At 72.2% G+C, this 24,640-nt stretch carries 22 protein-coding genes; 15 read left to right on the forward strand and 7 right to left on the reverse strand.

Going from position 1 to position 24,640, the window contains the following annotated elements; all coding sequences use genetic code 11:
• Positions 1–130 precede the first annotated feature (130 nt).
• The 4 genes from ACIRQ7_RS13640 to ACIRQ7_RS13655 all read left to right on the forward strand — a co-directional run bounded on the left by ACIRQ7_RS13640 (position 131) and on the right by ACIRQ7_RS13655 (position 6,334).
• Entirely contained in the window at positions 131–2,020 is a 1,890-nt protein-coding gene (locus tag ACIRQ7_RS13640; RefSeq protein WP_401471566.1) for an AMP-dependent synthetase/ligase, read from the forward strand.
• Between the two features lie 340 nt (positions 2,021–2,360).
• Entirely contained in the window at positions 2,361–4,361 is a 2,001-nt protein-coding gene (locus ACIRQ7_RS13645) for a SpoIIE family protein phosphatase (protein WP_404262361.1), read from the forward strand.
• A gap of 62 nt (positions 4,362–4,423) precedes the next feature.
• On the forward strand, positions 4,424–5,656 hold the full coding sequence (gene hemW, locus ACIRQ7_RS13650) for a radical SAM family heme chaperone HemW (protein WP_401471572.1): 1,233 nt from the start codon (positions 4,424–4,426) through the stop codon (positions 5,654–5,656).
• Positions 5,657–5,755: 99 nt separating this feature from the next.
• A complete protein-coding gene (locus ACIRQ7_RS13655) occupies positions 5,756–6,334 on the forward strand; it encodes a Uma2 family endonuclease (RefSeq protein WP_404263116.1) in 579 nt (192 codons plus the stop codon).
• On the opposite strand, the gene ACIRQ7_RS13660 is transcribed toward ACIRQ7_RS13655, so the two are convergent.
• Both ACIRQ7_RS13660 and ACIRQ7_RS13665 read right to left on the reverse strand, forming a co-directional pair.
• Complete coding sequence (locus ACIRQ7_RS13660; protein WP_404262363.1) at positions 6,312–7,145, reverse strand: DUF3097 domain-containing protein; 834 nt, start codon at positions 7,143–7,145, stop codon at positions 6,312–6,314. The two genes, ACIRQ7_RS13655 and ACIRQ7_RS13660, sit on opposite strands and share 23 nt — an antisense overlap.
• A gap of 89 nt (positions 7,146–7,234) precedes the next feature.
• Positions 7,235–7,969 (reverse strand): MBL fold metallo-hydrolase, encoded by a 735-nt coding sequence (locus ACIRQ7_RS13665; protein ID WP_404262364.1) that lies wholly within the window; start codon positions 7,967–7,969, stop codon positions 7,235–7,237.
• 216 nt (positions 7,970–8,185) lie between these two features.
• On the opposite strand from ACIRQ7_RS13665, the gene hrcA reads away from it, so the two are divergent.
• From hrcA to ACIRQ7_RS13685, 4 genes are all read left to right on the forward strand, one after another.
• Positions 8,186–9,196: a heat-inducible transcriptional repressor HrcA gene (gene hrcA / locus ACIRQ7_RS13670; RefSeq protein WP_401471581.1), complete on the forward strand. Its 1,011-nt coding sequence runs from the start codon at positions 8,186–8,188 to the stop codon at positions 9,194–9,196.
• Positions 9,197–10,333: a molecular chaperone DnaJ gene (gene dnaJ, locus ACIRQ7_RS13675; RefSeq protein ID WP_401471584.1), complete on the forward strand. Its 1,137-nt coding sequence runs from the start codon at positions 9,197–9,199 to the stop codon at positions 10,331–10,333.
• Between the two features lie 97 nt (positions 10,334–10,430).
• Entirely contained in the window at positions 10,431–11,519 is a 1,089-nt protein-coding gene (locus ACIRQ7_RS13680) for a nitronate monooxygenase (RefSeq protein ID WP_404262366.1), read from the forward strand.
• Positions 11,516–12,259: a 16S rRNA (uracil(1498)-N(3))-methyltransferase gene (locus tag ACIRQ7_RS13685; protein ID WP_404262367.1), complete on the forward strand. Its 744-nt coding sequence runs from the start codon at positions 11,516–11,518 to the stop codon at positions 12,257–12,259. Before ACIRQ7_RS13680 ends, ACIRQ7_RS13685 begins: the two co-directional genes overlap by 4 nt.
• A gap of 124 nt (positions 12,260–12,383) precedes the next feature.
• On the opposite strand, the gene ACIRQ7_RS13690 is transcribed toward ACIRQ7_RS13685, so the two are convergent.
• The gene (locus ACIRQ7_RS13690) at positions 12,384–12,812 is read right to left on the reverse strand and encodes an OsmC family protein (RefSeq protein ID WP_404262368.1); all 429 of its coding nucleotides are present in this window, start codon (positions 12,810–12,812) and stop codon (positions 12,384–12,386) included.
• A gap of 362 nt (positions 12,813–13,174) precedes the next feature.
• Between ACIRQ7_RS13690 and ACIRQ7_RS13695 the strand changes: the two genes are divergently transcribed.
• Together ACIRQ7_RS13695 and ACIRQ7_RS13700 are read left to right on the forward strand one after the other, a co-directional pair.
• Positions 13,175–13,531: a histidine triad nucleotide-binding protein gene (locus ACIRQ7_RS13695; protein ID WP_401471596.1), complete on the forward strand. Its 357-nt coding sequence runs from the start codon at positions 13,175–13,177 to the stop codon at positions 13,529–13,531.
• 25 nt (positions 13,532–13,556) lie between these two features.
• On the forward strand, positions 13,557–14,462 hold the full coding sequence (locus ACIRQ7_RS13700; protein WP_404262370.1) for a ribonuclease Z: 906 nt from the start codon (positions 13,557–13,559) through the stop codon (positions 14,460–14,462).
• 15 nt (positions 14,463–14,477) lie between these two features.
• Here ACIRQ7_RS13700 and ACIRQ7_RS13705 read toward each other — a convergent pair whose 3' ends face one another.
• Both ACIRQ7_RS13705 and ACIRQ7_RS13710 read right to left on the reverse strand, forming a co-directional pair.
• Positions 14,478–15,302, reverse strand: coding sequence for an HAD family acid phosphatase (locus tag ACIRQ7_RS13705; protein WP_404262372.1), 825 nt, complete (start codon positions 15,300–15,302; stop codon positions 14,478–14,480).
• 176 nt (positions 15,303–15,478) lie between these two features.
• On the reverse strand, positions 15,479–16,273 hold the full coding sequence (locus tag ACIRQ7_RS13710; RefSeq protein WP_404262373.1) for an IclR family transcriptional regulator: 795 nt from the start codon (positions 16,271–16,273) through the stop codon (positions 15,479–15,481).
• 226 nt (positions 16,274–16,499) lie between these two features.
• Here ACIRQ7_RS13710 and ACIRQ7_RS13715 point away from each other — a divergent pair, with 226 nt between their 5' ends.
• Together ACIRQ7_RS13715 and ACIRQ7_RS13720 are read left to right on the forward strand one after the other, a co-directional pair.
• Positions 16,500–17,834, forward strand: coding sequence for a glucarate dehydratase family protein (locus ACIRQ7_RS13715; protein WP_404262375.1), 1,335 nt, complete (start codon positions 16,500–16,502; stop codon positions 17,832–17,834).
• A 205-nt stretch (positions 17,835–18,039) separates the two neighbouring features.
• Positions 18,040–19,362 carry an MFS transporter gene (locus ACIRQ7_RS13720; protein WP_404263118.1) on the forward strand — a complete coding sequence of 441 codons (1,323 nt, stop codon included), beginning with the start codon at positions 18,040–18,042 and terminating at the stop codon, positions 19,360–19,362.
• Positions 19,363–19,371: 9 nt separating this feature from the next.
• Here ACIRQ7_RS13720 and ACIRQ7_RS13725 read toward each other — a convergent pair whose 3' ends face one another.
• Positions 19,372–19,965, reverse strand: coding sequence for a hypothetical protein (locus tag ACIRQ7_RS13725; RefSeq protein WP_404262376.1), 594 nt, complete (start codon positions 19,963–19,965; stop codon positions 19,372–19,374).
• 261 nt (positions 19,966–20,226) lie between these two features.
• Here ACIRQ7_RS13725 and ACIRQ7_RS13730 point away from each other — a divergent pair, with 261 nt between their 5' ends.
• Entirely contained in the window at positions 20,227–21,312 is a 1,086-nt protein-coding gene (locus tag ACIRQ7_RS13730) for an S-(hydroxymethyl)mycothiol dehydrogenase (protein WP_403670248.1), read from the forward strand.
• Positions 21,312–21,941, forward strand: coding sequence for an MBL fold metallo-hydrolase (locus ACIRQ7_RS13735; protein WP_404262377.1), 630 nt, complete (start codon positions 21,312–21,314; stop codon positions 21,939–21,941). Before ACIRQ7_RS13730 ends, ACIRQ7_RS13735 begins: the two co-directional genes overlap by 1 nt.
• A 65-nt stretch (positions 21,942–22,006) precedes the next feature.
• On the opposite strand, the gene ACIRQ7_RS13740 is transcribed toward ACIRQ7_RS13735, so the two are convergent.
• A complete protein-coding gene (locus ACIRQ7_RS13740) occupies positions 22,007–23,347 on the reverse strand; it encodes a 6-phospho-beta-glucosidase (RefSeq protein WP_404262378.1) in 1,341 nt (446 codons plus the stop codon).
• 66 nt (positions 23,348–23,413) lie between these two features.
• Between ACIRQ7_RS13740 and ACIRQ7_RS13745 the strand changes: the two genes are divergently transcribed.
• Positions 23,414–24,562: a carbohydrate kinase family protein gene (locus ACIRQ7_RS13745; protein WP_401471623.1), complete on the forward strand. Its 1,149-nt coding sequence runs from the start codon at positions 23,414–23,416 to the stop codon at positions 24,560–24,562.
• Positions 24,563–24,640 lie beyond the last annotated feature (78 nt).

The raw sequence follows: 24,640 nt of genomic DNA on the forward strand, positions 1-24,640 counted from the left end.
TATCGCACTGGTCACATCGTGAACGAGTCGGCCGTAGCCCCTTACGCGTCGGCGATACGGGCTCTAGTCTGATCACTGCTCAAAGGTTACTCGCGAGTCACCAGCAACGAAGCGGGCCCCGGAGGATGCCGTGACGGACACCCACACGCTGATCGAGAACCGGCCGCCTTCAGTGGCGACCCTCTTCCTGGAGAGGGTCGCGACCACGCCCGATATCGAGGCCTATCGCTATCCGGTCCCGGCCGCCTCGGGCGAGGGGCCGGACGACTGGAAGGCGATGACCTGGGCCGAGGCCGCCCAGCGCGTCTACGCCGCGGCCGCAGGCCTGATCGCCCTGGGCGTACGCCCCGAGGAGCGGGTGGCACTGGCCGCCGCCACCCGCGTCGAATGGATCCTCGCCGACCTCGGTGTGCTGTGCTCCGGCGCCGCCACCACCACGGTCTACCCCAGCACCAACACCGAGGAGACCGCCTACATCCTGGCCGACTCCGGCAGCCGGGTGCTGATCGCCGAGGACGCCTCGCAGCTCGCCAAGGCCCGCGAGAAGCGCGCCGAGCTGCCCGACCTGGCGCACGTCGTCGTCATCGAGGAGGCGGACGCACAGCCCGCCGAAGGCGACCCGGACGGCTGGGTGCTCTCGCTCGCCGAGCTGGAGCGCCGCGGCGCCGACCACCTGGAGAAGAACCCGGGCTGCGTCAAGGAGCGGGTCGGTGCGCTGCGCGCCGACCAGCTGGCCACCCTGATCTACACCTCCGGGACCACCGGCCGCCCCAAGGGCGTCCGGCTGCCGCACGACTGCTGGTCCTACATGGCGAGCGCGATCCAGGCGACCGGGCTGGTCACCGCGGAAGACACCCAGTACCTCTGGCTGCCGCTGGCGCACGTCTTCGGCAAGGTGCTGACCGCCGGCCAGATCTCGGTCGGCCATGTGATCGCCGTCGACGGCCGGGTCGACAAGATCATCGATAACCTCCCGATCGTCCGCCCCACGTACATGGCGGCCGTCCCGCGGATCTTCGAGAAGGTCTACAACGGCGTCGCGGCCAAGGCGCGCGCGGGTGGTGGCGCGAAGTACAAGATCTTCCAGTGGGCGGCCGAGGTGGCCCGCGAGTACGCCAAGGTCTCCCAGGACAACTTCCGGCGCACCGGCAACGCCTCGGTGCCCTTCGCGCTCGGCGCCAAGCACAAGGTCGCCGACGCGCTCGTCTACTCCAAGCTCCGGGAGGCCTTCGGCGGCAGGATGCGCGCCGCCGTCTCCGGCTCGGCCGCGCTCGCGCCCGAGATCGGCTACTTCTTCTCCGGCGCCGGCATCCACATCCTGGAGGGCTACGGCCTGACGGAGTCCAGCGCCGCCAGCTTCGTCAACCCCGGCGAGTCCTACCGCACCGGAACGGTCGGCAAGCCGCTGCCCGGCACCGAGGTACGGATCGCGGAGGACGGCGAGATCCTGCTGCGCGGCCCCGGCATCATGGAGGGCTACCACGGCCTGCCCGACAAGACCGCCGAGGTCCTGGAGTCGGACGGCTGGTTCCACACCGGCGACATCGGCGAGCTGTCCGATGACGGCTTCCTGCGCATCACCGACCGCAAGAAGGACCTGATCAAGACCTCGGGCGGCAAGTACATCGCCCCGGCCGAGGTGGAGGGCCAGTTCAAGGCCGTCTGCCCGTTCGTCTCCAACGTGCTGGTGCACGGTGCCAACCGGAACTTCTGCACCGCGCTGATCGCCCTCGACGAGCCGACGATCATGGGCTGGGCGAAGGAGAACGGCCTGGAGGGCAAGACGTACGCCGAGGTCGTCGCCACCGACCGGGCCCGCGAGCTGATCGACGGCTATGTCGAGCGGGTCAACGAAGGCCTGCAGCGCTGGCAGCAGATCCGCAAGTTCCGGCTGCTGCCGCGTGACCTGGACATCGAGCACGGCGAGGTGACGCCCAGCCTCAAGGTCAAGCGGCCTGTCGTGGAGCGGACGTTCAAGGACCTGCTCGACGAGATGTACGCGGGCTCGCGCGAGGCGTGACCCACCGCCGCGGGCACGCCGCGGCTCGCTGCCTCACGGGGCGGTGCGCAGGAGTCCGCCTCCTGTGCGCCGCCCCGTTGTGCTGCGCCGGTGCGCGAGAGGGCGCGGCGGGCGCGTGAGCCCCCATGGGCCACTGGGATTTCGCACCAGCGGCCCCAGCGCCCCCACGCCCGCAGGTGTCCATACAGGTTTCCCGTACGCATCGGCGACTCCGTTCCGCGCCGGCCGGGATCACGGCTGCGACCACCCAGTTCGGTGACTCGGTGCTTATGGCTGCGCTCGGTCTGTCACTCTGTCGGTGGCGCATCCGGCGCCGTGCGGAGCTGCTGGGGAGTTGCTCATGACGACGACAACTTCATCACGACGGGACGACATCACGGCGGTCCTCTCCCGACGGGCCTGCCTGCCCGGGGACCCGAGGGCCGCGGCCGCCGCCCGGCAGTTCGTCCGGACCGCGTTCGCCGACTGGAGTGCCCGGCGGCTGCCCGGCGCCGAGGACCTCACCGAGCGGCTCGCGGACGAAGCGGTGCTGCTGGTCAGCGAGTTGGTCACCAACGCCGTGGTGCACGCCGGCACCACCGTCGAACTGCGCTGCCGGCTGGAGGCGGGCGACGGGCGGGCGGCCACGCCGGAGACCGGCGGATCCGGTACGGACCCGGACTTCGACGACGGGGTTCCCGGCGTCGTCATCGAGGTCTCCGACCACCACCCGGCCCGGCCGGTGCGCGGCCGCGAGGACGGCCCGGCCTCCGAAAGCGGCGGCCACGGCCTGCAGTTGGTCGGCGCGGTCGCCGCATCCTGGGGCGTCACCTACCGCCGCACCATGAAGACCGTGTGGTTCCGGCTGCTCGTCAGCGGCTCCGCGGGCCGGCCCGAGCCCGAGGACGTCTTCGACAACCAGATGCTGCAGCGCGGACTGCGCGCCGCCGAACTCCTCGCCCCGGCGCCGCGCCGGCCCGCCGGGCCGCACTCCGACGCCGACTGGATCAACCAGGGCGCACTGTCCTTCCTCGCCGAGGCCTCCGACCTCCTCTCCGGACAGCTCGACGCCGACCAGGTCGCCTCCCTCGCCGCCCAGCTGACCGTCCCGCGGCTCGCCGACTGGTGCGCGGTGTGGCTGTACGACGGCGACGGCGGGGCGCCCGGCCGCGGCCTCGGCACCGACGACGGGGCGCAGCGGCTCGCCCGCGTCTGGCACTACTCCGAGAGCCGCATCGACTCGCTGCGCGCCGCCCTGGAGAAGGACCCGCCGGTCCTGAACGTCCGCGACCCCGGTGGGGCGCTGCGCAACGCCGCCACCGCCGTCCCCTGGCCCTGGCCGCAGGAACCGGGCGGCTACGGCCCCGGCGGCGCCTCCCTGGCCTGCCCGCTGATCGCCGGCGGCCGCCACCTCGGCACCCTGGTGCTCGGCCGGAGCGGCCTGCTGCGCTTCCCCGACGAGGTCGTCGGCCTCGTCGAGGACCTGTGCCGCCGGGTCGCCCGCGCCGTCGCCACCGCCCGTGCCTACAGCCGGCAGGAACGCATCAGCCAGGTCCTGCAGCGCAGGCTGCTGCCGAGGGGCCGTGCGCAGGTGCCGGGCGTCGAGTCGGCGGTGGTCTACGAACCGCGCGAGGGCGCCTGGGCGGGCGGCGACTTCTGGGACCTCTTCGACGCCGGCGACGGCCGCTGGTGCTTCGCCCTGGGCGATGTCTGCGGCAGCGGCCCCGAGGCCGCCGCGGTGACCGGCCTGGCCCGGCCCGTCCTGCGGCTGCTGGCCCGGGACGGTTTCGGAGTCGCCGAGGTCCTCGACCGGCTCAACAAGACCATGGCCCGGGAGGCCGCGGACTCCGTCGCCGCGGTCGCCGCGGCGGTGGCCGCGGCCGGTGCGGGCGCCGAGTCACCGGTCGAGATCCGCGACGAGGGCGAACAGGCCCGCTTTCTGTCCCTCCTCTACGGCGAGATCGTGCCGTACGCCGGCGGCTCCGGCGGTGCCCGCTGCACCCTCGCCAGCGCCGGCCACCCGCTGCCCCTGGTGCTCGGCGCGGACGGCGCGGTCCGGGTCGTCGCGGCACCGCAGATGCTGCTGGGAGTCGTCGAGGACGCGGCGTACGAAAGCGAGTCGTTCGACCTCTGCCCCGGGGAGACGCTGCTGTGCGTGACCGACGGGGTGACCGAGCGCCGCTCCGGCCGCAGCCAGTTCGACGACGAGGACGGCCTGGCCACGGCCCTCGCCGCCTGCAAAGGACTGGCCGCCACCGCCATCGCGGAACACATCCGCGAAACCGTGCACGCCTTCGCCCTCACCCCGCCGGACGACGATCTGGCGCTGCTGGTCCTGCAGGCGGCCGACCGGAAACCGTAGCCACCGCCCCCGGCCCGGCCGCGCGGCCCGACCCCGCCCCGCCATGACGGACAATGGTCCTCATGCCTTCCGCACTGCCTGATGGTGAGCCGATGCCCGAGGACGGGGCGCTGCCCGGTCATGCGCTGACGGGGGCGGCCGGGCGGCCCCTCGGCTTCTATCTGCATGTCCCGTACTGCGCCACCCGCTGCGGCTACTGCGACTTCAACACCTACACCGCCAACGAGCTGCGCGGCTCCGGCGGCGCCCTGGCCTCCCGCGACAACTACGCCGACACTCTCGTCGAGGAGATCCGGCTGGCCCGCAAGGTCCTCGGCGACGACCCGCGGCCCGTCGAGACCGTCTTCGTCGGCGGCGGCACCCCGACCCTGCTGCCCGCCGCCGATCTGGCGAAGATGCTCGCCGCCATCCGGGACGAATTCGGCCTCGCCCCGCATGCCGAGATCACCACCGAGGCCAACCCGGAATCCGTCGACCCGCGCTACCTCACCGAGCTGCGCGAAGGCGGCTTCAACCGCGTCTCCTTCGGCATGCAGAGCGCCCGGCAGCACGTCCTGAAGATCCTCGACCGCACGCACACCCCCGGCCGCCCCGAGGCCTGTGTGGCGGAGGCCCGCGCGGCCGGATTCGACCACGTCAACCTCGACCTGATCTACGGCACCCCGGGCGAGAGCGACGACGACTGGCGCGCCACCCTGGACGCGGCGCTCGGCGCCGGACCCGACCACATCTCGGCGTACGCCCTGATCGTCGAGGAGGGCACCCAGCTGGCCCGCCGGATCCGCCGCGGCGAGGTCCCGATGACCGACGACGACGTGCACGCCGACCGCTACCTCATCGCCGACGAACGCCTCGCCGCCGCCGGCTTCACCTGGTACGAGGTCTCCAACTGGGCCACCACGGAGGCCGCCCGCTGCCGCCACAACGAGCTGTACTGGACCGGCGCCGACTGGTGGGGCGCCGGACCGGGCGCGCACAGCCATGTCGGCGGCGTGCGCTGGTGGAACGTCAAGCACCCCGGCGCCTACGCCCAGGCCCTGACCGAGGGCCGCTCCCCGGGCGCGGGCCGCGAGATCCTCCCCGCCGAGGACCGCCGCGTCGAGCGCATCCTGCTGGAACTGCGGCTGGCCGACGGCTGCCCGCTGGACCTGCTCGCCCCGGACGGGGCGCGTGCGGCGGCGCGTGCCCTGGCCGACGGGCTGCTGGAGGCGGGCCCGTACGAGGCCGGCCGGGCCGTTCTGACACTCCGGGGACGGCTGCTGGCTGACGCCGTGGTGCGGGATCTGGTGGACTGAGTCACCGAATGAGTGAACCGATGCGACGGGCCTCCGAACCTGCCTAGGCTCCCCCTGGCCGGGCCGCCCAACACGGCGACGGTAAGCGAAACCATGGAGATGACCGCTGTGGACGAACGCCGGATGAGGGAGCTCTTCGAGACCATTGAGGTTCCCGAGGGCGTGAAGATTGAGCTCCTCCGGGGGGAAATTGTGATGGTGGCGGGGCCGGATCTGGTCCATAACCGGATCGTGCAGGAGGTCATGGATCAGATCCCGCGTCAGAAGTGGGAACGCCTTCAGACCCAGGACATCGACATCCTGAGCGAGCAGAGCGAACCGGTTCCCGATCTCGTGGTGCTGGAACGGGACGCCGGGCCGGAGTCCGGGCGCCTCCTGCCGTCCGCGGTGGTCACGGTGCTCGTGGAAGTCGTCTCCAAGACCAGCGTGGACCGCGACTACGGCATCAAGCGCTCGATCTACGCCGCGGGCAAGGTGCCCGCGTACCTGATCATCGACCCCATCGTGGCCCACTGCGTGCTGCTCACCGAGCCTGTCGGCGGCGGCGACGAGGCCGACTACACGGTGCAGCGGATCACCAAGTTCGGCGACCGTGTGCCGCTGGACCTGCTCGGCATCGAGCTGGACACCGGCGACTTCGGCATCCTCCCCGGCGTCAGGCCGCACCGCCGGCCGTGACGAAGTCGATCAGCTCCTCGACCCGCCCCAGCAGGGCCGGTTCGATGTCCTTGTAGGAGCGGACGCAGGACAGGATCCGCTGCCAGGCGGCGCCGGTGTTCTCCGGCCAGCCCAGAGCCCGGCAGACGCCCGTCTTCCAGTCCTGGCCGCGCGGCACCGTCGGCCAGGCGGGGATCCCGACGGAGGACGGCTTCACCGCCTCCCAGACGTCGATGTACGGGTGCCCCACGACCAGCAGATCCGGGTCCGTGACCTCGGCCGCGATCCGGGACTCCTTGGAGCCGGGCACCAGGTGGTCGACGAGGACCCCGAGGCGCGCGTCCGGGCCGGGCGAGAAGCCGCGGACGATCGACGGCAGATCGTCGATGCCCTCCAGGTATTCCACGACGACACCCTCGATGCGCAGGTCGTCGCCCCAGACCCGCTCGACCAGCTCGGCGTCGTGCCGGCCCTCGACATAGATGCGGCCGGCCCGCGCCACCCGGGCACGGGCACCGGGGACGGCGAGCGAGCCGGACGCCGTACGCGCCGGGGCGCTGGCGGCGGGCGTGCTCCGGGGGCGTACGAGCGTGACGACCTTGCCCTCCAGCAGGAAGCCTCGCGGTTCCATGGGGAAGACCCGCAGCTTGCCGAAGCGGTCCTCCAGGGTGACCGTCGGCCCCTGTGACGACTTCTCGCAGCTGATGACGGCGCCGCAGAAGCCCGTCACCACCTCCTCGACCACCAGATCGGGATCGGCCGGCACCTCGGGTGCGGGGCGCTGCTTCTTCCAGGACGGGGTGAGGTCGGGGCTGTAGCGCTTGCTCTGCATGGGGAACGGGACCTGTTCTGTGACCGACGGCGGCGCCGGGAGGACGGGACGGGCAGGGGACGGGACGGAAGATAAGGGGACGGCCGCGCTCAGGCGGGGGACACGCCGAAGCGGGCGGCCAGGGCGTCGCGTTGCTCACGGACGAAACGGGCATTCACCGCGGCGCCGTGCCCCGGTACGTACACCGCGTCCTCCCCGCCGAGTGTCAGCAGCCGGTCCAGCGCCCCCGGCCACCGCAGCGGCTGCGCGTCCCGGCCGGCCTGCGGCTCACCGGACTCCTCGACGAGATCGCCGCAGAAGACGATCTCGGCGGCGCCGTGCCGGCCCGGCACCAGGACGGCCATGTCGTGGGCGGTGTGACCGGGGCCGACATTGGCGAGCAGCACCGAGCGGCCGCCGAGATCGACGGTCAGCTCACCGTGCACGAGGTGGTGCGGGCGGACCAGCAGGTCGGCGGCCTCCGCGGCCGCGTCCGGGTCGACGCCGTGCCGCACCGCGGACAGTCGCAGCGCGTCCCGCTCGCGCAGCAGCAGCTCGTCGAGACCGGCCGCGCCGAAGACCTCGACGCCCGCGAAGGCGGCGGTGCCCAGCACATGATCGAAATGCGGGTGGGTAAGAGCGACATGTGTCACTTCTCTGCCCACCACGCCGCGGATCGCGCGGCGCAGATCCGCGCCGTCGCGCAGCGTCGCACCGGTGTCGACGATCATCACGCCGGCGGACCCGGTGATGACGCCGACCGTTTCGTCCCAGCCGGGCATCCGCCGCCTGGCCACACCGTCACCGAGCCGTTCCCAACCGGCCTCTTCCCATCCACTGTGCATACCGAGACGCTAGCTCCATCGCGATAGCGTTGCCCGGCAGATACACCGAACCCGGTCAAGGCGCCCGCGCCGGGACGGCCGCCGATCAGCCGCCCTTTACGTGCCCGTGCTACCCGGCCGTACACTGGCTCAGTGTTTGGCACTCGGCCCGTGTGAGTGCCAGGCAGGACGAACGCGAGACGAATCGGCAGGACGGCCGGAGTGGAGGTGCGCGGGATGCTCAGCGAACGCAGGCTCGAAGTGCTGCGCGCCATCGTCCAGGACTATGTCGGGACGGAGGAGCCGGTCGGCTCCAAGGCGCTCACCGAGCGCCACCAGCTCGGGGTCTCCCCGGCCACGGTCCGTAATGACATGGCGGTCCTGGAGGACGAGGGATTCATCGCCCAGCCGCACACCAGCGCCGGGCGGATCCCCACCGACAAGGGCTACCGCCTGTTCGTCGACAAGCTGGCCGGCGTGAAGCCGCTGTCCTCGCCGGAGCGGCGGGCCATCCAGAATTTCCTGGACGGCGCCGTCGACCTCGACGACGTGGTGGGCCGCACGGTCCGGCTGCTGGCGCAGCTGACCCGGCAGGTGGCGGTCGTGCAGTACCCGTCCCTGACGCGGTCCACGGTCCGTCATGTCGAGCTGCTGTCGCTGGCCCCGGCCCGGCTGATGCTGGTGCTGATCACCGACACGGGGCGGGTCGAGCAGCGGCTGGTGGACTGCGAGGCGCCGTTCGGCGAGACGTCCCTGGCGGACCTGCGGGCGCGGCTCAACAGCCGTGTCGTGGGGCGCCGGTTCGCGGATGTGCCGCAACTGGTGCAGGATCTCCCGGAATCCTTCGAGCAGGAGGACCGCGGCACGGTCTCGACAGTGCTGTCGGTGTTGCTGGAGACTCTGGTGGAGGAGACCGAAGAGCGGCTGGTCATTGGCGGCACCGCCAATCTCACGCGCTTCGGGCACGACTTCCCACTGACCATCCGGCCGGTGCTGGAGGCCCTTGAGGAGCACGTGGTGCTGCTCAAGCTGCTCGGCGAGGACTCGGGCATGACCGTACGTATCGGGCATGAGAATGCTCATGAAGGCCTGGCGTCCACATCGGTCGTCGCGGTCGGCTACGGTTCGGGCGACGAGGCAGTCGCCAAACTCGGCGTGGTCGGACCGACCCGCATGGACTACCCCGGAACGATGGGAGCGGTACGCGCAGTGGCACGTTACGTCGGACAGATCCTGGCGGAGTCGTAAGTGGCCACGGACTACTACGCCGTACTCGGCGTGCGCCGCGACGCTTCGCAGGACGAGATCAAGAAGGCATTCCGGCGGTTGGCGCGTGAGCTCCACCCGGACGTCAACCCTGATCCCAAGACTCAGGAACGCTTCAAGGAAATCAACGCCGCTTACGAGGTGTTGTCCGACCCGCAGAAGAAGCAGGTCTACGACCTCGGCGGCGACCCCCTCTCGCAGGCGGGCGGCGGCCAGGGAGCCGGCGGCTTCGGCGCGGGCTTCGGCAACTTCTCCGACATCATGGACGCCTTCTTCGGCACGGCGTCGCAGCGCGGACCGCGCTCGCGCACCCGCCGCGGCCAGGACGCCATGATCCGGCTGGACATCGAGCTCAACGAAGCGGCATTCGGCACGACCAAGGACATCCAGGTCGACACCGCCGTGGTCTGCACCACATGCAGCGGCGAGGGCGCCGCGCCGGGCACCTCGGCGCAGACCTGCGACATGTGCCGCGGCCGCGGCGAGGTCTCGCAGGTCACCCGGTCCTTCCTGGGCCAGGTCATGACCTCGCGGCCCTGCCCGCAGTGCCAGGGCTTCGGGACCGTCGTCCCGACGCCGTGCCCGGAGTGCGCGGGCGACGGACGCATCCGCTCCCGGCGCACCCTCACGGTCAAGATCCCGGCCGGTGTCGACAACGGCACCCGGATCCAGCTCGCGGGCGAGGGCGAGGTCGGCCCCGGCGGCGGCCCCGCCGGTGACCTCTACGTCGAGATCCACGAGGTCGCGCACCCGGTCTTCCAACGCCGCGGTGACGACCTGCACTGCACGGTGACCATCCCGATGACGGCGGCCGCGCTGGGCACCAAGTGCCCGCTGGAGACGCTCGACGGGGTGGAGGAGATCGACGTACGGCCCGGCACCCAGTCCGGTCAGTCGATCCCGCTGCACCAACGCGGCGTGACCCATCTGCGCGGCGGCGGCCGGGGCGACCTGATCGTCCACGTTGAGGTGCAGACCCCCTCCAAGCTCGATCCCGAGCAGGAAGAGTTGCTGCGGCGGCTGGCAAAGCTCCGGGGTGAAGAACGCCCCACGGGCACCTTTCAGCCGGGGCAGCAAGGGCTTTTCTCGCGGCTGAAGGATGCCTTCAACGGGCGGTAGTCCGTAGCTGTTCGAGTCCGCGCCGGTTCCGGGGGAGACCCCGGGACCGGCGCGGACCCGGTTCGGGGTGTGACAGTGGACGTGACACGATGTGGTCATGCCCACCGCGCTGACCGATCTTTGCCGCTACCCGATCGTGCAGGCCCCGATGGCGGGCGGCTCCGCGCGTCCGGAGCTCGCCGCCGCCGTCAGCGAAGCCGGCGGTCTCGGCTTCCTCGCCGCCGGCTACAAAACCGCCGACGGCATGTATCAGGAGATCAAACAGCTGCGTGGGCTGACCGACCGGCCCTTCGGCGTGAACCTCTTCATGCCGCAGCCCACGCTCGCCGATGTCGCCGCCGTCGAGGTCTACCGCGAGCAGCTGGCCGGCGAATCGACCTGGTACGAGACCCCGCTCGGCGAGATCGACCCGTACGGCGGCGTCGATGACGGCTACGAGGCCAAGCTGGCGATCCTGCGGGACGACCCGGTGCCGGTCGTCTCGTTCGCCTTCGGCTGCCCCTCCCGCGCGGTCCTCGACGCGTTCGCCGCGGTCGGCACCTACACCGTCGTGACCGTCACCACCGCGGCCGAGGCGCAGGCCGCGCAGTGGTCCGGCGCGGACGCGGTCTGCGTCCAGGGCATCGAGGCCGGCGGCCACCAGAGCACCCATCGCGACGACCCGCAGGCCGACGGCACCGGCGCCGGTATCGGGCTGCTCTCGCTGGTCGCGCAGGTCTACGAGGCCGTGCAGATCCCGATCATCGCGGCCGGCGGGCTGATGCGCGGTGCGCAGATCGCCGCCGTGCTGGCGGCGGGCGCCTCCATGGCGCAGCTCGGCACGGCCTTCCTGGTCACTCCCGAGTCGGGTGCCAACACCCTGCACAAGCAGGCGCTGACCAACCCGCTGTTCACCCGTACCGAACTGACCCGGGCGTTCTCCGGGCGGCCGGCCCGCGGCCTGGTCAACCGATTCCTGCGCGAGCACGGCCCGTACGCCCCGGCCGCCTACCCGGCCGTCCACCACCTCACCTCCGGACTGCGCAAGGCCGCGGCCAAGGCGGGCGACGCCCAGGGCATGGCGCTGTGGGCCGGACAGGGGCACCGCATGGCGCGTGAGCTGCCGGCCGGGCAGCTGGTCGAGGTGCTGGTGGCCGAACTCGACGCGGCGCGCGCGGCGTTGAGCCGTCCCGGGGCCGCGTCATGACCGCGCCGGTCTTCCTCGTCGATTCGCTCGCGGACGTCCGGGCCGGCGGCACGCTGATCCTGGACGGCCCCGAGGGGCGGCACGCGGTGTCCGTGCGCCGGCTGCGGGTCGGCGAGGAGGTCGTGCTGACGGACGGCGGCGGGTCCGGTGCGCGGGGCACGGTCGCGGCCGTCGAGGGCAAGGACCGGCTGACGGTCTCGGTGACCGAGGTGCGGACCGAGGACCCGGCGGCCCCGCTGATCACCGTCGTCCAGGCCTTGCCCAAGGGTGACCGGGGTGAGCTGGCCGTCGAGACGATGACCGAGACCGGCGTCGATGCCATCGTCCCCTGGCAGGCGGCGCGTTGCGTCACCCAGTGGAAGGGTGAGCGGGCCGCGAAGTCGCTGGCCAAATGGCGGGCCACGGCCCGTGAGGCGGGCAAACAGTCGCGTCGGCTGACCTTTCCCGAGGTGGCCGACCCGCTGACGACCAAGCAGGTCGCGGCGCTGCTCGCGGACGCCGACTTCGCCGCCGTCCTCCACGAGGAGGGCAGCGCCCCGCTCGCCACCGCCGAACTCCCCGCCGCCGGCCGCATCGTGCTCGTCGTCGGTCCCGAGGGCGGCGTTTCGCCGGAGGAGCTGGCCGCCTTCGCCGAGGCGGGCGCCGGGCCCTACCGTCTCGGCAGCACCGTGCTGCGCACCTCCACCGCCGGTACGGCCGCGACGGCGCTGCTGTTGGGCCGTACGGGGCGCTGGAGCTGACCGCGGGCCCGGCGGGGCCGAGTGCCACGCGGCGGTGCGCCGGCCGGCCCTCAGGGGCCCGCCGGCGCACCGCTGTTGCTTTCCGGGCGGAGCGGCCGCCAGGGCCGCCGCGGCTCCGGGCGGATCAGACCAGCTGAACCTTGAGCGTGATGTTCTTGACGCCCGCCAGCGCCTGGCTGACCGGGCAGTTGGCCTTGGCGTCCTGGGCGGCCGCCTGGAAGTCGTCCTCGGACAGGCCGGGGACCGTGGCGCGGACGTTCAGGACGATGCCGGTGATGCCCTCGCCGGGCTGGAACGTCACATCGGCCTGGGTGTCGACCTTTTCGACGGTGTAGCCCTTGCCGGCCAGGCCGTGCGAGAAGGCCATGGAGTAGCAGGCGGAGTGGGCGGCGGCGATGAGCTCCTCGGGGCTGGTGACGCCGCCCGGCTGCTCCGCGCGGGCGGGCCAGTTCACGTCATAGGTGCCGACCTTGGAGGACTCCAGGGCGACGGTGCCCTTGCCCTCCAGGAGGTTGCCTTCCCAGTGGGTCTTGGCGGTGCGCGTGGTTGCCATGGTGCATAACTCCCGGTTGTGGGCGAAAAGCGGTCTGCGGGCCCAGCTTAGTGATCCCGCGGCCTCGTGACCGGCTGATCGGGACCGCCTGCCCGGCCCGGCCGTCCGCACACACACGCGGCCGTCTGTCACCGGGTCACCTCATCGGTCCACCACGTCGCCACACCGCAGCGACCGGGTGGCCACCCGGTCGCTGCGGGGGCCGGTCGGGGGCGCCCGGTAGCATCCAGAGGCGTACGCGTCCTGTGTACGGCGCATGGTGGCCACGCCGGGCAGCGACCCGGCCGGGGCGGCCGGCGCGGCTCGAAACGGCCCGTCCGGCGCTCGGCGGCGGCGGCCGAAGACTTGGGAGGAGCTCACCGGTGGCGGGAGAACCGCAGGCCGACTGCCTGTTCTGCAAGATCGTGGCGGGGGAGGTGCCGGCGACCATCGTCCGGGAGACCGAGACCACCGTCGCGTTCCGCGACATCAACCCCCAGGCCCCGACGCACGTCCTGGTGATCCCCAAGGTCCACTACGCCAACGCCATGGAGCTGGCCGCCGCGGAGCCGCTGATCGCCGGTGATGTGCTGCGCGAGGCGGGCGTGGTGGCCGGTGAGGAGAAGGTCGACGAGACCGGCTATCGCATCGTCTTCAACACCGGTCCCGGCGCGGGCCAGACCGTCTTCCACGCCCATGCGCATGTGCTGGGCGGCCGCGACCTCCAGCGCCTGGTCTGACGGGGCAGAGGGTCGGGAGCGGGAGTTGTCCGTACGCGAACTGGTCGTCCTCGGCACCGCGAGTCAGGTGCCCACCCGGCACCGCAACCACAACGGCTATCTGCTGCGGTGGGACGGGCAGGGCGTGCTCTTCGACCCCGGTGAGGGGACGCAGCGGCAGATGCTGCGCGCCGGGGTCGCCGCCCATGACCTCAACCGGATCTGTGTCACGCATTTCCACGGCGATCACTCGCTGGGACTGGCCGGGGTGATCCAGCGGATCAACCTCGACCGGGTGCCGCACCCGGTCACCGCGCACTATCCGGCGAGCGGCCAGCACTTCTTCGACCGGCTGCGCTACGCCACCGCCTACCGCGAGACGGTCCGGCTCACGCAACGGCCGGTCGCCGCCGACGGTGAGCTGGACCGGTCGGCGTCGTACGTCCTGACGGCGTGCAAGCTCTCGCACCCCGTCGAGTCGTACGGCTACCGCCTCGTGGAGCCGGACGCCCGCCGGATGCTGCCGGACCGGCTGGCGGCGCACGGCATCGCCGGGCCCGATGTCGGCCGGCTGCTGCGGGCCGGGGAGCTGAACGGCGTCAGCCTGGACGAGGTGAGCGAGGTCCGGCCCGGCCAGCGGTTCGCGTTCGTGATGGACACCCGGCTGTGTGCGGGCGTGCACACCCTCGCGGAGGGCGCCGACATGCTCGTCATCGAGTCGACGTTCCTGGACGAGGACGCCCAACTGGCCGCCGATCACGGCCATTTGACCGCGGGGCAGGCCGGTCAGGTGTCCGTGCGGGGCGGCGTGCGGCATCTGGTGCTGACGCACTTCTCGCAGCGCTACTCCGACCCCGAGGAGTTCGAGCGGCAGGCACGCGCAGCGGGCTTCACGGGCGAACTCACCGTCGCCCGGGACCTGATGCGCGTGCCGCTCCCCAAGAGGCGCTGAGGGCCGCGGTGTTGCCTACGGCAGGTAGTACATCGGGTTCGGCAGCTTGAAGGTCCGGTCGCCTGCACCGCCCTGCAGATCGCTGTACTGGTCGCCGAAGTTGGCGACGATGTCGTAGCCCAGGGACTCGATGTGCTTGCGGGTCCCGGACTTGTACTCGACGGTCGTACAGTCCGCGCCGCAGGGCAGGTAGGCCGGCGGGTGTTCCTTGTCCTTGAGGTAGACGTGCGTGCGGTCCAGCGGCACGTCGTAGCCGACGTTCTTCAGGTTGCGGGTGCTCCAGTCGCGCTGGGCCTCCTTGCGGCCGGTGAGGAAGAAGACCTCGGCGCCCTTGGCGCGGGCGCGGTTCACCAGGGTGTCCATGCCGAAGACCGGGTCCATGTCGGTGCTCTTCAGGTAGGCGTCCTGGGCCTTCTCGTTGAAGGCGAAGCCGATCTGCAGCTCGAAGTTGTAGGTGAGCAGCGTGGTGTCGTCCATGTCGAGGACGATGGCCGGCTTCTTGTGCGCGCCGTGGCCGCCCCGCGTCCCCTGGTGGGTGAGCACCTTGTCGAGGTAGCGGTCGGCCCGCGCCTCGATGCCGCGGACCTGGCGGGCGTAGTTGCTGTGCGGGGACGCGTAGTGCTGCCCGTCGGCCGTGACCGTGTCGCCGTAGTACGCCTTTATCTTGTCCTGCACCTGGGTGAGGTTGGGGATCTCCTTGTCGGTGCGCGGCACGGAGTGCTCGGCGGTCGCCTGGCCGACGCCGAACGCGGCGCTGCCGGCGACGAGGGCGCAGACCACCGCGGTGCCGGTGCGGGCGCGGCGGGAGAGGGCAGGAAGGGAGGGGGCGAGGCGGGGCATGCGCGGCTCCTTGGGAAGTCGGTGGTGGGGACCGGGGCGGATCGTGCGGCCCCGGCAGGTCTGACGACCTCTGGCGACCCAAGTAGGTTTAACAGAGCCTTATTTCGGTATCTACGCGCGAAGATTCAACGCTTGGTAAAGGCTCGGGGAAAGCGCGGGGGGCCGCCCGGCCCTGGTCAGCGCCAGTCGGGGGCGGTGGGGCCCTGGGCGTGCGGCACGATCGCCTCGATCTTCGCCCGGATCTCCTGCATGACGGCGACGATCCGGCGCTCATGGGCGGCGGTCAGCCGCGCGAGCGGCACCGAGGCGCTGATCGCGTCGGTGGCGGGGGAGTCGCAGCGCAGCGCGAACCCGAAGCCCGCGATGCCGGCCACGCCTTCCTCGCGGTCGATCGCGTAACCGCGCGCGCGGACCGCCGCCAGGTCGGCGGCGAGCGCCGCCCGGTCGGTGTGGGTGTTCCCGGTGAGCTGCGCCAACTCACCTTCCGGGAGCGGGAGCCGGGCCGGGTCGCGGTCGGCCAGCAGGGCCTTGCCGAGGGCTCCGGCGTGCGCCGGGAGCCTGCGGCCGACCCGGCTGAAGGTGCGCAGGTATTCGTGGGACTCGCGGGTGGCGAGGTAGACCACGTCCGGGCCGTCCAGCCGGGCGAGGTGGATGGTCTCGCCCAGGGCCTCGGACGCCTCGTCGAGATACGGCCGGGCGGCCCGTACCCGGGGGTCGGAGTCGAGGTAGCTGGTGCCGGTCAGCAGGGCGCGGATGCCGATGCCGTAGAGCGAGCCGGTCGCGTCGGTGCGTACCCAGCCGCGGTCGATCAGGGTCTGCAGCAGTGCGTACATCGAGCTGCGCGGGACGCCCAGCTCCTCGGCGAGTTCGCGCAGCCTGGCCGGGCGGTCGCCGCGGGCTGCGAGCAGTTCCAGCAGCTCGACGGTGCGACCCGCCGACTTCACCTCGCGCACTCCGCCGGTCTCCGCCATGGGCCGATCGTAAGGGGCGGGCGTCGTGGCAGGCCAAGGGCCTTTGCGGTCAGGGGTATTGACGGCCGCTCGGGCGCTCCCTACTCTCCATCTTCATGTGTGGACAGCATCTACATACGGAGACGGGTGAGCGGCGTGGCGGAAGCAGCGCACCGCCCGGACCGCATGGCCTCGTTGCACCGGCGGCCCTGCCCGGCAGCGGCCTCGACCCCGTAGGAGCCACCCGATGACCCGCCACGCCGGCACCGCCGCCCCCCTGGGCGCCGCCGCCGACCTCACCATCACCGAGGTCCGGCTGACCCCGATCCTGGTCGCCGACCCGCCCCTGCTGAACACCCAGGGCGTGCACCAGCCGTACACCCCCCGGCTGATCATCGAGGTGGTCACGGCGGGCGGCGCCATCGGACTCGGCGAGACCTATGGGGACACCAAGTACCTGGAAATCGCCCGCCCGTTGGCGGCCGCACTCGTCGGCCGGCCGGTCACGGACCTGAACTCGCTGCCCGCGCTCGCCGCCCGGGTGTGCGGCGACTCGCCCGCCGCGACCGGCGCCGACGCGGTCGACGTCGGCGGGCTGCGGGGCGTGCAGACCGCCGACAAGCTGCGGCTGTCGGTGCTCTCCGGGTTCGAGGTCGGCTGCCTCGACGCCTGGGGCCGGGCCGTCGGGCTGCCCGTGCACGCGCTGCTGGGCGGCAAGGTGCGTGACCGCGTCGAATACAGCGCCTATCTCTTCTACCGGTGGGCCGAGCACCCGGGCGGGCGGGGCGAGCGCGACGACTGGGGCGCGGCGCTCGACCCGGCCGGGGTCGTCGCCCAGGCCCGCCGGTTCGCCGATACCTACGGCTTCACGTCGTTCAAGCTCAAGGGCGGTGTCTTCGAGCCCGCCGAAGAGGTCGCCGCCATCCGCGCGCTGGCGGCGGAATTCCCCGGGCAGCCGCTGCGGCTCGACCCCAACGGCGCCTGGAGCGTGGGCACCTCGCTGAAGGTGGCGCAGGAGCTGGCGGACGTACTGGAATACCTGGAGGACCCGGCGAGCGGCACCGCGCGGATGGCGGAGGTCGCGGCGGGGACCGGGCTGCCGCTGGCGACCAACATGTGCGTGACGACCTTCGACGAGATCGCCGAGGCGTTCAGCCGCGGCGCCGTGCAGGTCGTGCTCTCCGACCACCACTACTGGGGCGGTCTGCGCAACACCCGTGAACTCGCTGCCGTCTGCCGCACCTTCGGCGTCGGCCTGTCCATGCACTCCAACACCCACCTGGGTATCAGCCTCGCCGCGATGACCCACGTCGCGGCGACCGTCCCCAACCTCGACTACGCCTGCGACAGCCACTACCCGTGGCAGACCGAGGACGTCCTCACCGAGCGGCTCACCTTCCGCGAAGGCCGGCTGGACGTCAGCGACGCCCCCGGTCTCGGCGTCGTCCTCGACCGGGACCGGCTCGCCGTCCTGCACCGCCGCTGGCTGGACGACGACGGCGGCCAGCACTCCCGCGACGACGCCGCGGCCATGCGGGTGGCCGACCCCGACTGGCTGACCCCCGCCGTCCCGCGCTGGTGAAGGGGGGCGCGCGGCGCCCTTCCCCGCCCCCGGAGGTGGCCACCGGACACCGGCCCCTCCGACCGACGCCCATCCGACAACGGAGTCGCATGTGAGCACCGAACCCGCACCCTCCGCGTCCGTACCGGCACCGGAGCCGTCCCATCCCCAGGTGCGCAGCGCCGTCGGCAAGATCTTCAAGCGGGTCGTCCCGCTGTTCTTCGTGATGTTCGTCGCCAACTACGTCGACCGGGTCAACATCGGCTTCGCGCAGGACCAGTTGCGTGCCGACGTCGGCATCTCGGCCGCGGCCTTCGGCTTCGGCGCCGGTCTGTTCTTCGTCGCGTACGCGATCTTCGAAGTGCCCAGCAACATGCTGATGGAGCGCTTCGGGGCCAAGATCTGGCTCACCCGGATCATGATCACCTGGGGCCTGGTGGCCTCCGCGATGGCCTTCGTGACCAGCACCGAGATGTTCTACGCGCTGCGTTTCCTGCTGGGGGTCGCGGAGGCCGGGTTCTTCCCGGCGGTCATCTACTACTTCACCCGGTGGCTGCCGGACGCCGACCGCGGCCGGGCCACCGCCATCTTCCTGATGGGCTCGGGCACCGCCTCGGTCATCGCCGGGCCGCTGTCCGGCGCGCTGCTGGAGATGCACGGGCTGCTGGGGCACAGCGGCTGGCAGTGGATGTTCTTCCTGGAGGGCATCGCGTCCGTCCTGCTCGGACTGGTCGTCTTCCGCTTCCTGGACAACCGCCTGGAGGACGCCACCTGGCTCACCGGGCCGGAGAAGGCCGCGCTGACGGCGGCGATCGACGCCGAGCAGGCTGCCCGTACCGCCGCGCGCGGCACCGCGAAGGTCTCCCGGCTGCGGTTGCTGACCGACCCGCAGATGCTGTTGTTCTGCTGGCTGTACTTCGCCATCTCCATCGCGCTGTACGCGGTCACCTTCTGGCTCCCGAGCATCGTCGACGACATCGGTGGGCTCTCGGAGTTCGAGGTCGGGCTGCTGGTCGCGGTGCCCTGGCTGTGCGCGATCGCGGCGGTGTACGTGGCGGGGCGGGCCTCGGACCGTATCGGCAGGCGGCGCCCCTTCCTGGTCGGCGCGCTGCTGCTGGGGTCGGTCGGCACCCTGCTGGCCACCATGGTCTCGCCGTGGCTGGCGCTGGCCGCGCTGTGCCTGGCGGCGATGGGCTTCAAGACGTCCTCACCGGTCTTCTGGACCATCCCGCAGAGCTACCTGGACGCCCGGGTCGCGGCGCCCGCCATCGCTCTGGTCAACTCCCTCGGCAACCTCGGCGGTTTCGTCTCACCGACCGCCTTCGGCATCCTCCAGGACGCCACCGGTTCGACCCGCGGCGGGCTGATCGGGCTGTCGGTGGTCGGGGTACTGGCGGCGATGGGCGTCGCGCTGATCCGCGGCGGCGGCCGCAACGAACGGCCGCGCGGACGGCGCACCGCCACCGGGCCCGCGCCGGTCACCCACAGTGCCACCGGCGGGGCGGGGGCCGCCGATCCACCGCCGGACGCGGCGCCCGCGGGTGCCTGAGTCCCCGGCTCACTGGACCGGTGGGCAGTAGCCGGTCTTGTCGCCAAGGGTGTTGATCTCGGCGTTGGAGCGGGTGTCGCCGGCGTAGTTGATCTGGTTGGTGCAGCTGGTGCCGGGCTTCTTGGGGGTGCCCTTCGGCTTGTCGCCCTTCTCCGGTGTCGGGCAGTGGCCGGTGTCCTCGCCAATGGTGTTGATCTCGGCGTTGGAGCGGCTGTCGCCGGCGTAGTTGATCTGGTCGGTGCAGCTGGTGCCGGACTTCTCGGGGGTGCCCTTCGGCTTGTCGCCCTTCTCCGGCGTCGGGCAGTGGCCGGTGTCCTCGCCGATGCTGTTGATCTCGGCGTTGGAGCGGCTGTCGCCCGCGTAGTTGATCTGGTCGGTGCACTTCGTCCCGGACTCCGCGGACGTGCCGGCCGGCACCTCGGCGGCGGTGCCCTTGGCGTCCTTGGCCGTGGGGTCGGCGGGCTTGCCGCTCTGTGCGGAAGCCGCGGACGACGAGGCGTTGTCGGTGCCACCGTCCTGGCAGGCGGTGAGCCCGAACGCGGCGACAGTGATCACCATGGCGGCGGCGGCCTTGCGGGCGAGGCGGAGTGTGGTCTGCGACATGGGTCTTCCCGTTCTTTTCAACTGGCGCTTCGGGTTCGTGGAACAAGACTGTCGGCCGCCGCTGATGAACTGTCACCGTACGGCTAACGTCCCGCTAACGTCCGGGGCGGGCCGCCGGGCCCCGGCGGTCAGCCGGCCCCGGAAGATCATGGCCCGGCCGTGGTCCTGTGCGCCGCCGCCCCGCGCGCGTACGGTGTGGCACGGCTCAGTGGCAGTGCGCCACAGTGGTCCCGTAAGTGATCTTTGAGAGGGGCTGTACCGATGGCACAGGAAGTGCGCGGCGTCATCGCGCCGGGGAAGAACGAACCCGTCCGGCTGGAGACGATCCTGGTGCCGGATCCGGGGCCGGGCGAGGCCGTGGTGAAGATCCAGGCGTGCGGGGTGTGCCACACCGACCTGCACTACAAACAGGGCGGCATCAACGACGACTTCCCCTTCCTGCTCGGCCACGAGGCGGCGGGAGTGGTGGAGTCGGTCGGTGACGGCGTCACGGACGTCGCACCCGGCGATTTCGTCGTCCTCAACTGGCGCGCGGTGTGCGGACAGTGCCGGGCATGCCTGCGCGGCCGCCCGCAGTACTGCTTCGACACGCACAACGCGAAGCAGAAGATGACGCTCAAGGACGGCACCGAGCTGAGCCCGGCGCTCGGCATCGGCGCGTTCGCCGACAAGACGCTGGTCGCCGCCGGACAGTGCACCAAGGTCGACCCGGAGGTCTCGCCGGCCGTCGCCGGACTGCTGGGCTGCGGCGTCATGGCGGGCATCGGGGCCGCCATCAACACCGGCAACGTCGGCCGCGGTGACACCGTCGCGGTGATCGGCTGCGGCGGTGTCGGCGACGCGTCGGTGGTCGGTGCCCGGCTGGCCGGCGCCGCGAAGATCATCGCGGTGGACGTCGACGACCGGAAGCTGGAAACCGCCCGCTCCATGGGCGCCACCCACACCGTCAACTCCCGCAACACCGACCCCATCGAGGCGATCCGCGAGCTGACCGGCGGCTTCGGCGCCGACGTCGTCATCGAGGCGGTCGGCCGCCCCGAGACCTACAAGCAGGCGTTCTACGCCCGCGACCTGGCCGGCACCGTCGTCCTGGTCGGCGTCCCCACCCCCGAGATGACCCTGGACCTTCCCCTCCTGGACGTCTTCGGCCGCGGCGGCGCCCTCAAGTCCTCCTGGTACGGCGACTGCCTGCCGTCCCGCGACTTCCCGATGCTGATCGACCTGCACCAGCAGGGCCGGATCGACCTCGGCGCCTTCGTCACCGAGACCATCGGCATCGACGACGTCGAGCAGGCCTTCGAGCGGATGCACGCGGGCGACGTCCTGCGCTCGGTGGTGACCCTCTGATGGCGGCCCGCATCGACCACCTCGTCACCTCCGGCACCTTCTCCCTCGACGGCGGCACCTGGGACGTCGACAACAACGTCTGGATCGTCGGCGACGACGACGAGGCGATCGTCATCGACGCCGCCCATGACGCCGACGCCATCCTCGAAGCGCTCGGCGGCCGCACCCTGCGCGCCATCATCTGCACCCACGCGCACAACGACCACATCGACGCCGCCCCGGCCCTGGCACTGCGTACGGGGGCGCTGATCCATCTGCACCCGGACGACCTGCCGCTGTGGAAGCAGACCCACCCGGACACCGCGCCGGACGCGGAACTGTCGGAGGGGCAGGTGCTGACCATCGCCGGCACCGACCTGACGGTGCTGCACACCCCCGGCCACGCGCCGGGCGCCGTCTGCCTCTACGCGCCCGACCTGGGCACCGTCTTCACCGGCGACACCCTCTTCCAGGGCGGGCCCGGCGCCACCGGCCGGTCCTTCTCCGACTTCCCGACGATCATCGACTCCATCCGGGACCGGCTGCTGACCCTGCCCCCGCAGACCACCGTCCGCACCGGCCACGGCGATCCGACCACCATCGGCGACGAGGCTCCCCACCTGGAGGAATGGGTCAAGCAGGGGCACTGACAGGCAGCGGCACCGGCACGCACCTGCCGTGACCGGCCAACCGCCGACGGTCGACCGGCCCGCCCTCACGCCCCGGTGGCCGCCCGCTCCAGGATGCGGGCGGCCACCGCGGGGGAGTCCACCAGCGGATGCAGCGCCAGCGCGCGCAGCGCCGCACCCCGGTCCTTGAACGTCGCGGCCTCGACAGCCGCCTTCTCCACCGCCTTGACCTGGAGCATCAGCCCCAACTGGTCCTCGCGCAGCGGCGCGCAGGGCAGCGGGCGGGCCCCCTTGGAGGTCACCTCGCAGACGGTCTCCACGATCGCGTCCGGCGCCAGCTGCGGCACCGTCGTCCCGTTGCGGACATTGAGGATCAGCCGGGTGCCGCTGTCCCCCACGATGGCGTGCATCAGGGCCAGCGCGACCCGGTCGTAGCCGCCGCCCTCCAGATCGTGCGCATCGCGCTGCCAGCCGCCGCTCGCCTCCCGGCTGTGCGCCATGTACGTCTCCTCGCGCTCCAGCCGGGTCCGCTCCCACAGCGCGTACGCCGCGTCCGGAGCGCCGGCCGCCGAGGCCCGCTCGAAGAAACCGCCCTGCTGACGGTCGAGGAACTCGCCCCGGGTCTGGGACGTCTCCCGTATGGAGTGCAGGGTCTCGCGCCGGAAGTAGTAGTAGTGCAGATACTCGTTCGGCAGCGCACCGAGCGTCCGCAGCCAGTCGGCGCCGAAGAGCCGGCCCTCCTCGAAGGAACCCAGCGCCGCGTCGTCGGCCAGCAGCCGCGGCAGCACCTCCGTCCCGTCGACGGTCAACGACCGCAGCCAGCCGAGGTGGTTGAGCCCCACATAGTCGTACGCGACCCGGCCCGCGTCCTCGAAGGCCGCCGGATCCGTGCCCAGCGCGCGGGCCGCCCGGCGCACCAGCCCCACCGGTGAGTCGCAGATGCCGATGACGCGGTCGCCCAGCACCTGGGCCATCGCCTCGGTGACCATGCCCGCCGGATTCGTGAAATTGATGACCCAGGCACGCGGCGCGAGGGCGGCGACCCGTTCGGCGATGTGCAGCGCCACCGGGATCGTGCGCAGCCCGTAGAGGACGCCGCCCGCGCCGACCGTCTCCTGGCCGAGCACCCCCTCCGACAGCGGGATCCGCTCGTCGCTGATCCGCCCCGCCGTGCCGCCCACCCGGATCGCCGAGAAGACGAAGTCGGCGCCGGTCAGCGCGTCGTCCAGGCCTTCGGCCAGCCGCACCCGGACCGGCCGGTGACGCCCCTGCGCCAGCCGCGCCAGGACGTCGGCGATCACCTTGAGCCGGCGTGGATCGGTGTCGTACAGCGTCACTTCGGACACGGAGCGTGCCGGGTCGTCGAGCAGCGCGCGGTAGACCAGCGGCACCCGGAAGCCGCCACCGCCGAGAATCGTGAGCCTCATGGGGCGGAACGTACCGCAGCATCAGGCACACTGGCCGCACGTGCCGATACGAGAGGGGCGAGCACGGTGAGCACAGGCCGAGCCGACATCCCACCGTCCGCGCTCCCGGGCGACCGGCAGCCGGCGGTCGACCCGCTGGCCGCGGTGCGCGCCGAGGGCGACCCGGGCACCGACGTCTACCTCACCGGCACGGTCTTCCTGGACATCATCTTCACCGGCCTGGATTCCGCCCCGGTCCGCGGCACCGAGTCCTGGGCCCGCGGCATGGGCTCCAGCCCCGGCGGCGTCGCCAACATGGCCACCGCGCTCGCCCGGCTCGGACTGCGCACCTCGCTGGCCGCCGCGTTCGGCGACGACATGTACGGAGAGTACTGCTGGGAGGCGCTCTCCCAGGGCGAGGGCATCGATCTGGCGCTCTCCCGCACCGTCCCCGGCTGGCACTCCCCGGTCACCGTCTCCATGGCGTACGAGGGCGAACGCACGATGGTCTCGCACGGCCACGAGGCGCCCCCCACCGAATCCGCCTTCGACGGCCGGCACGCCCCGGGCTGCCCGCCGCCGTCCCGCGCCTGCGTCGCCTCGCTGGTCCCCGGCAGGCGGGAGGGCTGGCTGGGCTGCGCGGCCGACCGCGGCAGCCGCATCTTCGCGGACGTGGGCTGGGACGACAGCGGCCGCTGGGACCCGGCCGACCTCGCCGACCTCGAACACTGCGAGGCCTTCCTGCCCAACGCCGAGGAAGCGATGCGCTACACCCGCACCAGCTGCCCGCGTGCCGCCGCCCGCAAGCTCGCCGAGCGGGTCCCGCTCGCCGTGGTCACCATGGGCGCGGAGGGCGCCTGCGCGGTGGACGGGCGGACCGGGGAGGAGGCCGAGGTGCCCGCCATCGCCGTGGAGGCGATGGACCCGACGGGCGCCGGCGACGTCTTCGTGGCCGGTTTCGTCACCGGCACCCTCGCCGACTGGCCGCTCGCCGACCGGCTGGCCTTCGCGGGGCTCAGCGCCGCGCTGTCCGTGCAGGAATTCGGCGGCTCGCTGTCCGCGCCCGGCTGGGCGGAGATCGCCGCCTGGTGGCAGCAGGTGCGCACGTATGAAGCGGGGGCGCCGGCCGCGCTGCGCCGCCAGTACGCCTTCCTGGACGCGGTGCTGCCCGCCGCCTACCGCCCCGCTCCGCTGGCCCGCGCGGTCCCCACCATCGGCTTCCGCCGGCCCGCCTGAGCGGCCCCCGGGCCCGGGGCGGCTCCCCGCGCCCCGTAAAAGACCCCGGGCTTGTCGGTGCACCGTCGTAGGCTGGTA

It is taken from the genome of Streptomyces sp. NPDC101393, from assembly GCF_044767385.1.
GTDB lineage: Bacteria > Actinomycetota > Actinomycetes > Streptomycetales > Streptomycetaceae > Streptomyces.

Coding starts and splice junctions, on each gene's coding strand:
- ACIRQ7_RS13660 (WP_404262363.1), bottom strand. CDS start 7,145: ATGCAGAGCAAGCGCTACAGCCCCGACCTCACCCCGTCCTGGAAGAAG.
- ACIRQ7_RS13720 (WP_404263118.1), top strand. CDS start 18,040: ATGTTCGTCGCCAACTACGTCGACCGGGTCAACATCGGCTTCGCGCAG.
- ACIRQ7_RS13725 (WP_404262376.1), bottom strand. CDS start 19,965: ATGTCGCAGACCACACTCCGCCTCGCCCGCAAGGCCGCCGCCGCCATG.
- ACIRQ7_RS13730 (WP_403670248.1), top strand. CDS start 20,227: ATGGCACAGGAAGTGCGCGGCGTCATCGCGCCGGGGAAGAACGAACCC.
- hrcA (WP_401471581.1), top strand. CDS start 8,186: ATGCTCAGCGAACGCAGGCTCGAAGTGCTGCGCGCCATCGTCCAGGAC.
- ACIRQ7_RS13735 (WP_404262377.1), top strand. CDS start 21,312: ATGGCGGCCCGCATCGACCACCTCGTCACCTCCGGCACCTTCTCCCTC.
- ACIRQ7_RS13705 (WP_404262372.1), bottom strand. CDS start 15,302: ATGCCCCGCCTCGCCCCCTCCCTTCCTGCCCTCTCCCGCCGCGCCCGC.
- hemW (WP_401471572.1), top strand. CDS start 4,424: ATGCCTTCCGCACTGCCTGATGGTGAGCCGATGCCCGAGGACGGGGCG.
- ACIRQ7_RS13645 (WP_404262361.1), top strand. CDS start 2,361: ATGACGACGACAACTTCATCACGACGGGACGACATCACGGCGGTCCTC.
- ACIRQ7_RS13715 (WP_404262375.1), top strand. CDS start 16,500: ATGACCCGCCACGCCGGCACCGCCGCCCCCCTGGGCGCCGCCGCCGAC.
- ACIRQ7_RS13710 (WP_404262373.1), bottom strand. CDS start 16,273: ATGGCGGAGACCGGCGGAGTGCGCGAGGTGAAGTCGGCGGGTCGCACC.
- ACIRQ7_RS13655 (WP_404263116.1), top strand. CDS start 5,756: ATGACCGCTGTGGACGAACGCCGGATGAGGGAGCTCTTCGAGACCATT.
- ACIRQ7_RS13665 (WP_404262364.1), bottom strand. CDS start 7,969: ATGCACAGTGGATGGGAAGAGGCCGGTTGGGAACGGCTCGGTGACGGT.
- ACIRQ7_RS13740 (WP_404262378.1), bottom strand. CDS start 23,347: ATGAGGCTCACGATTCTCGGCGGTGGCGGCTTCCGGGTGCCGCTGGTC.
- ACIRQ7_RS13690 (WP_404262368.1), bottom strand. CDS start 12,812: ATGGCAACCACGCGCACCGCCAAGACCCACTGGGAAGGCAACCTCCTG.
- ACIRQ7_RS13685 (WP_404262367.1), top strand. CDS start 11,516: ATGACCGCGCCGGTCTTCCTCGTCGATTCGCTCGCGGACGTCCGGGCC.
- ACIRQ7_RS13680 (WP_404262366.1), top strand. CDS start 10,431: ATGCCCACCGCGCTGACCGATCTTTGCCGCTACCCGATCGTGCAGGCC.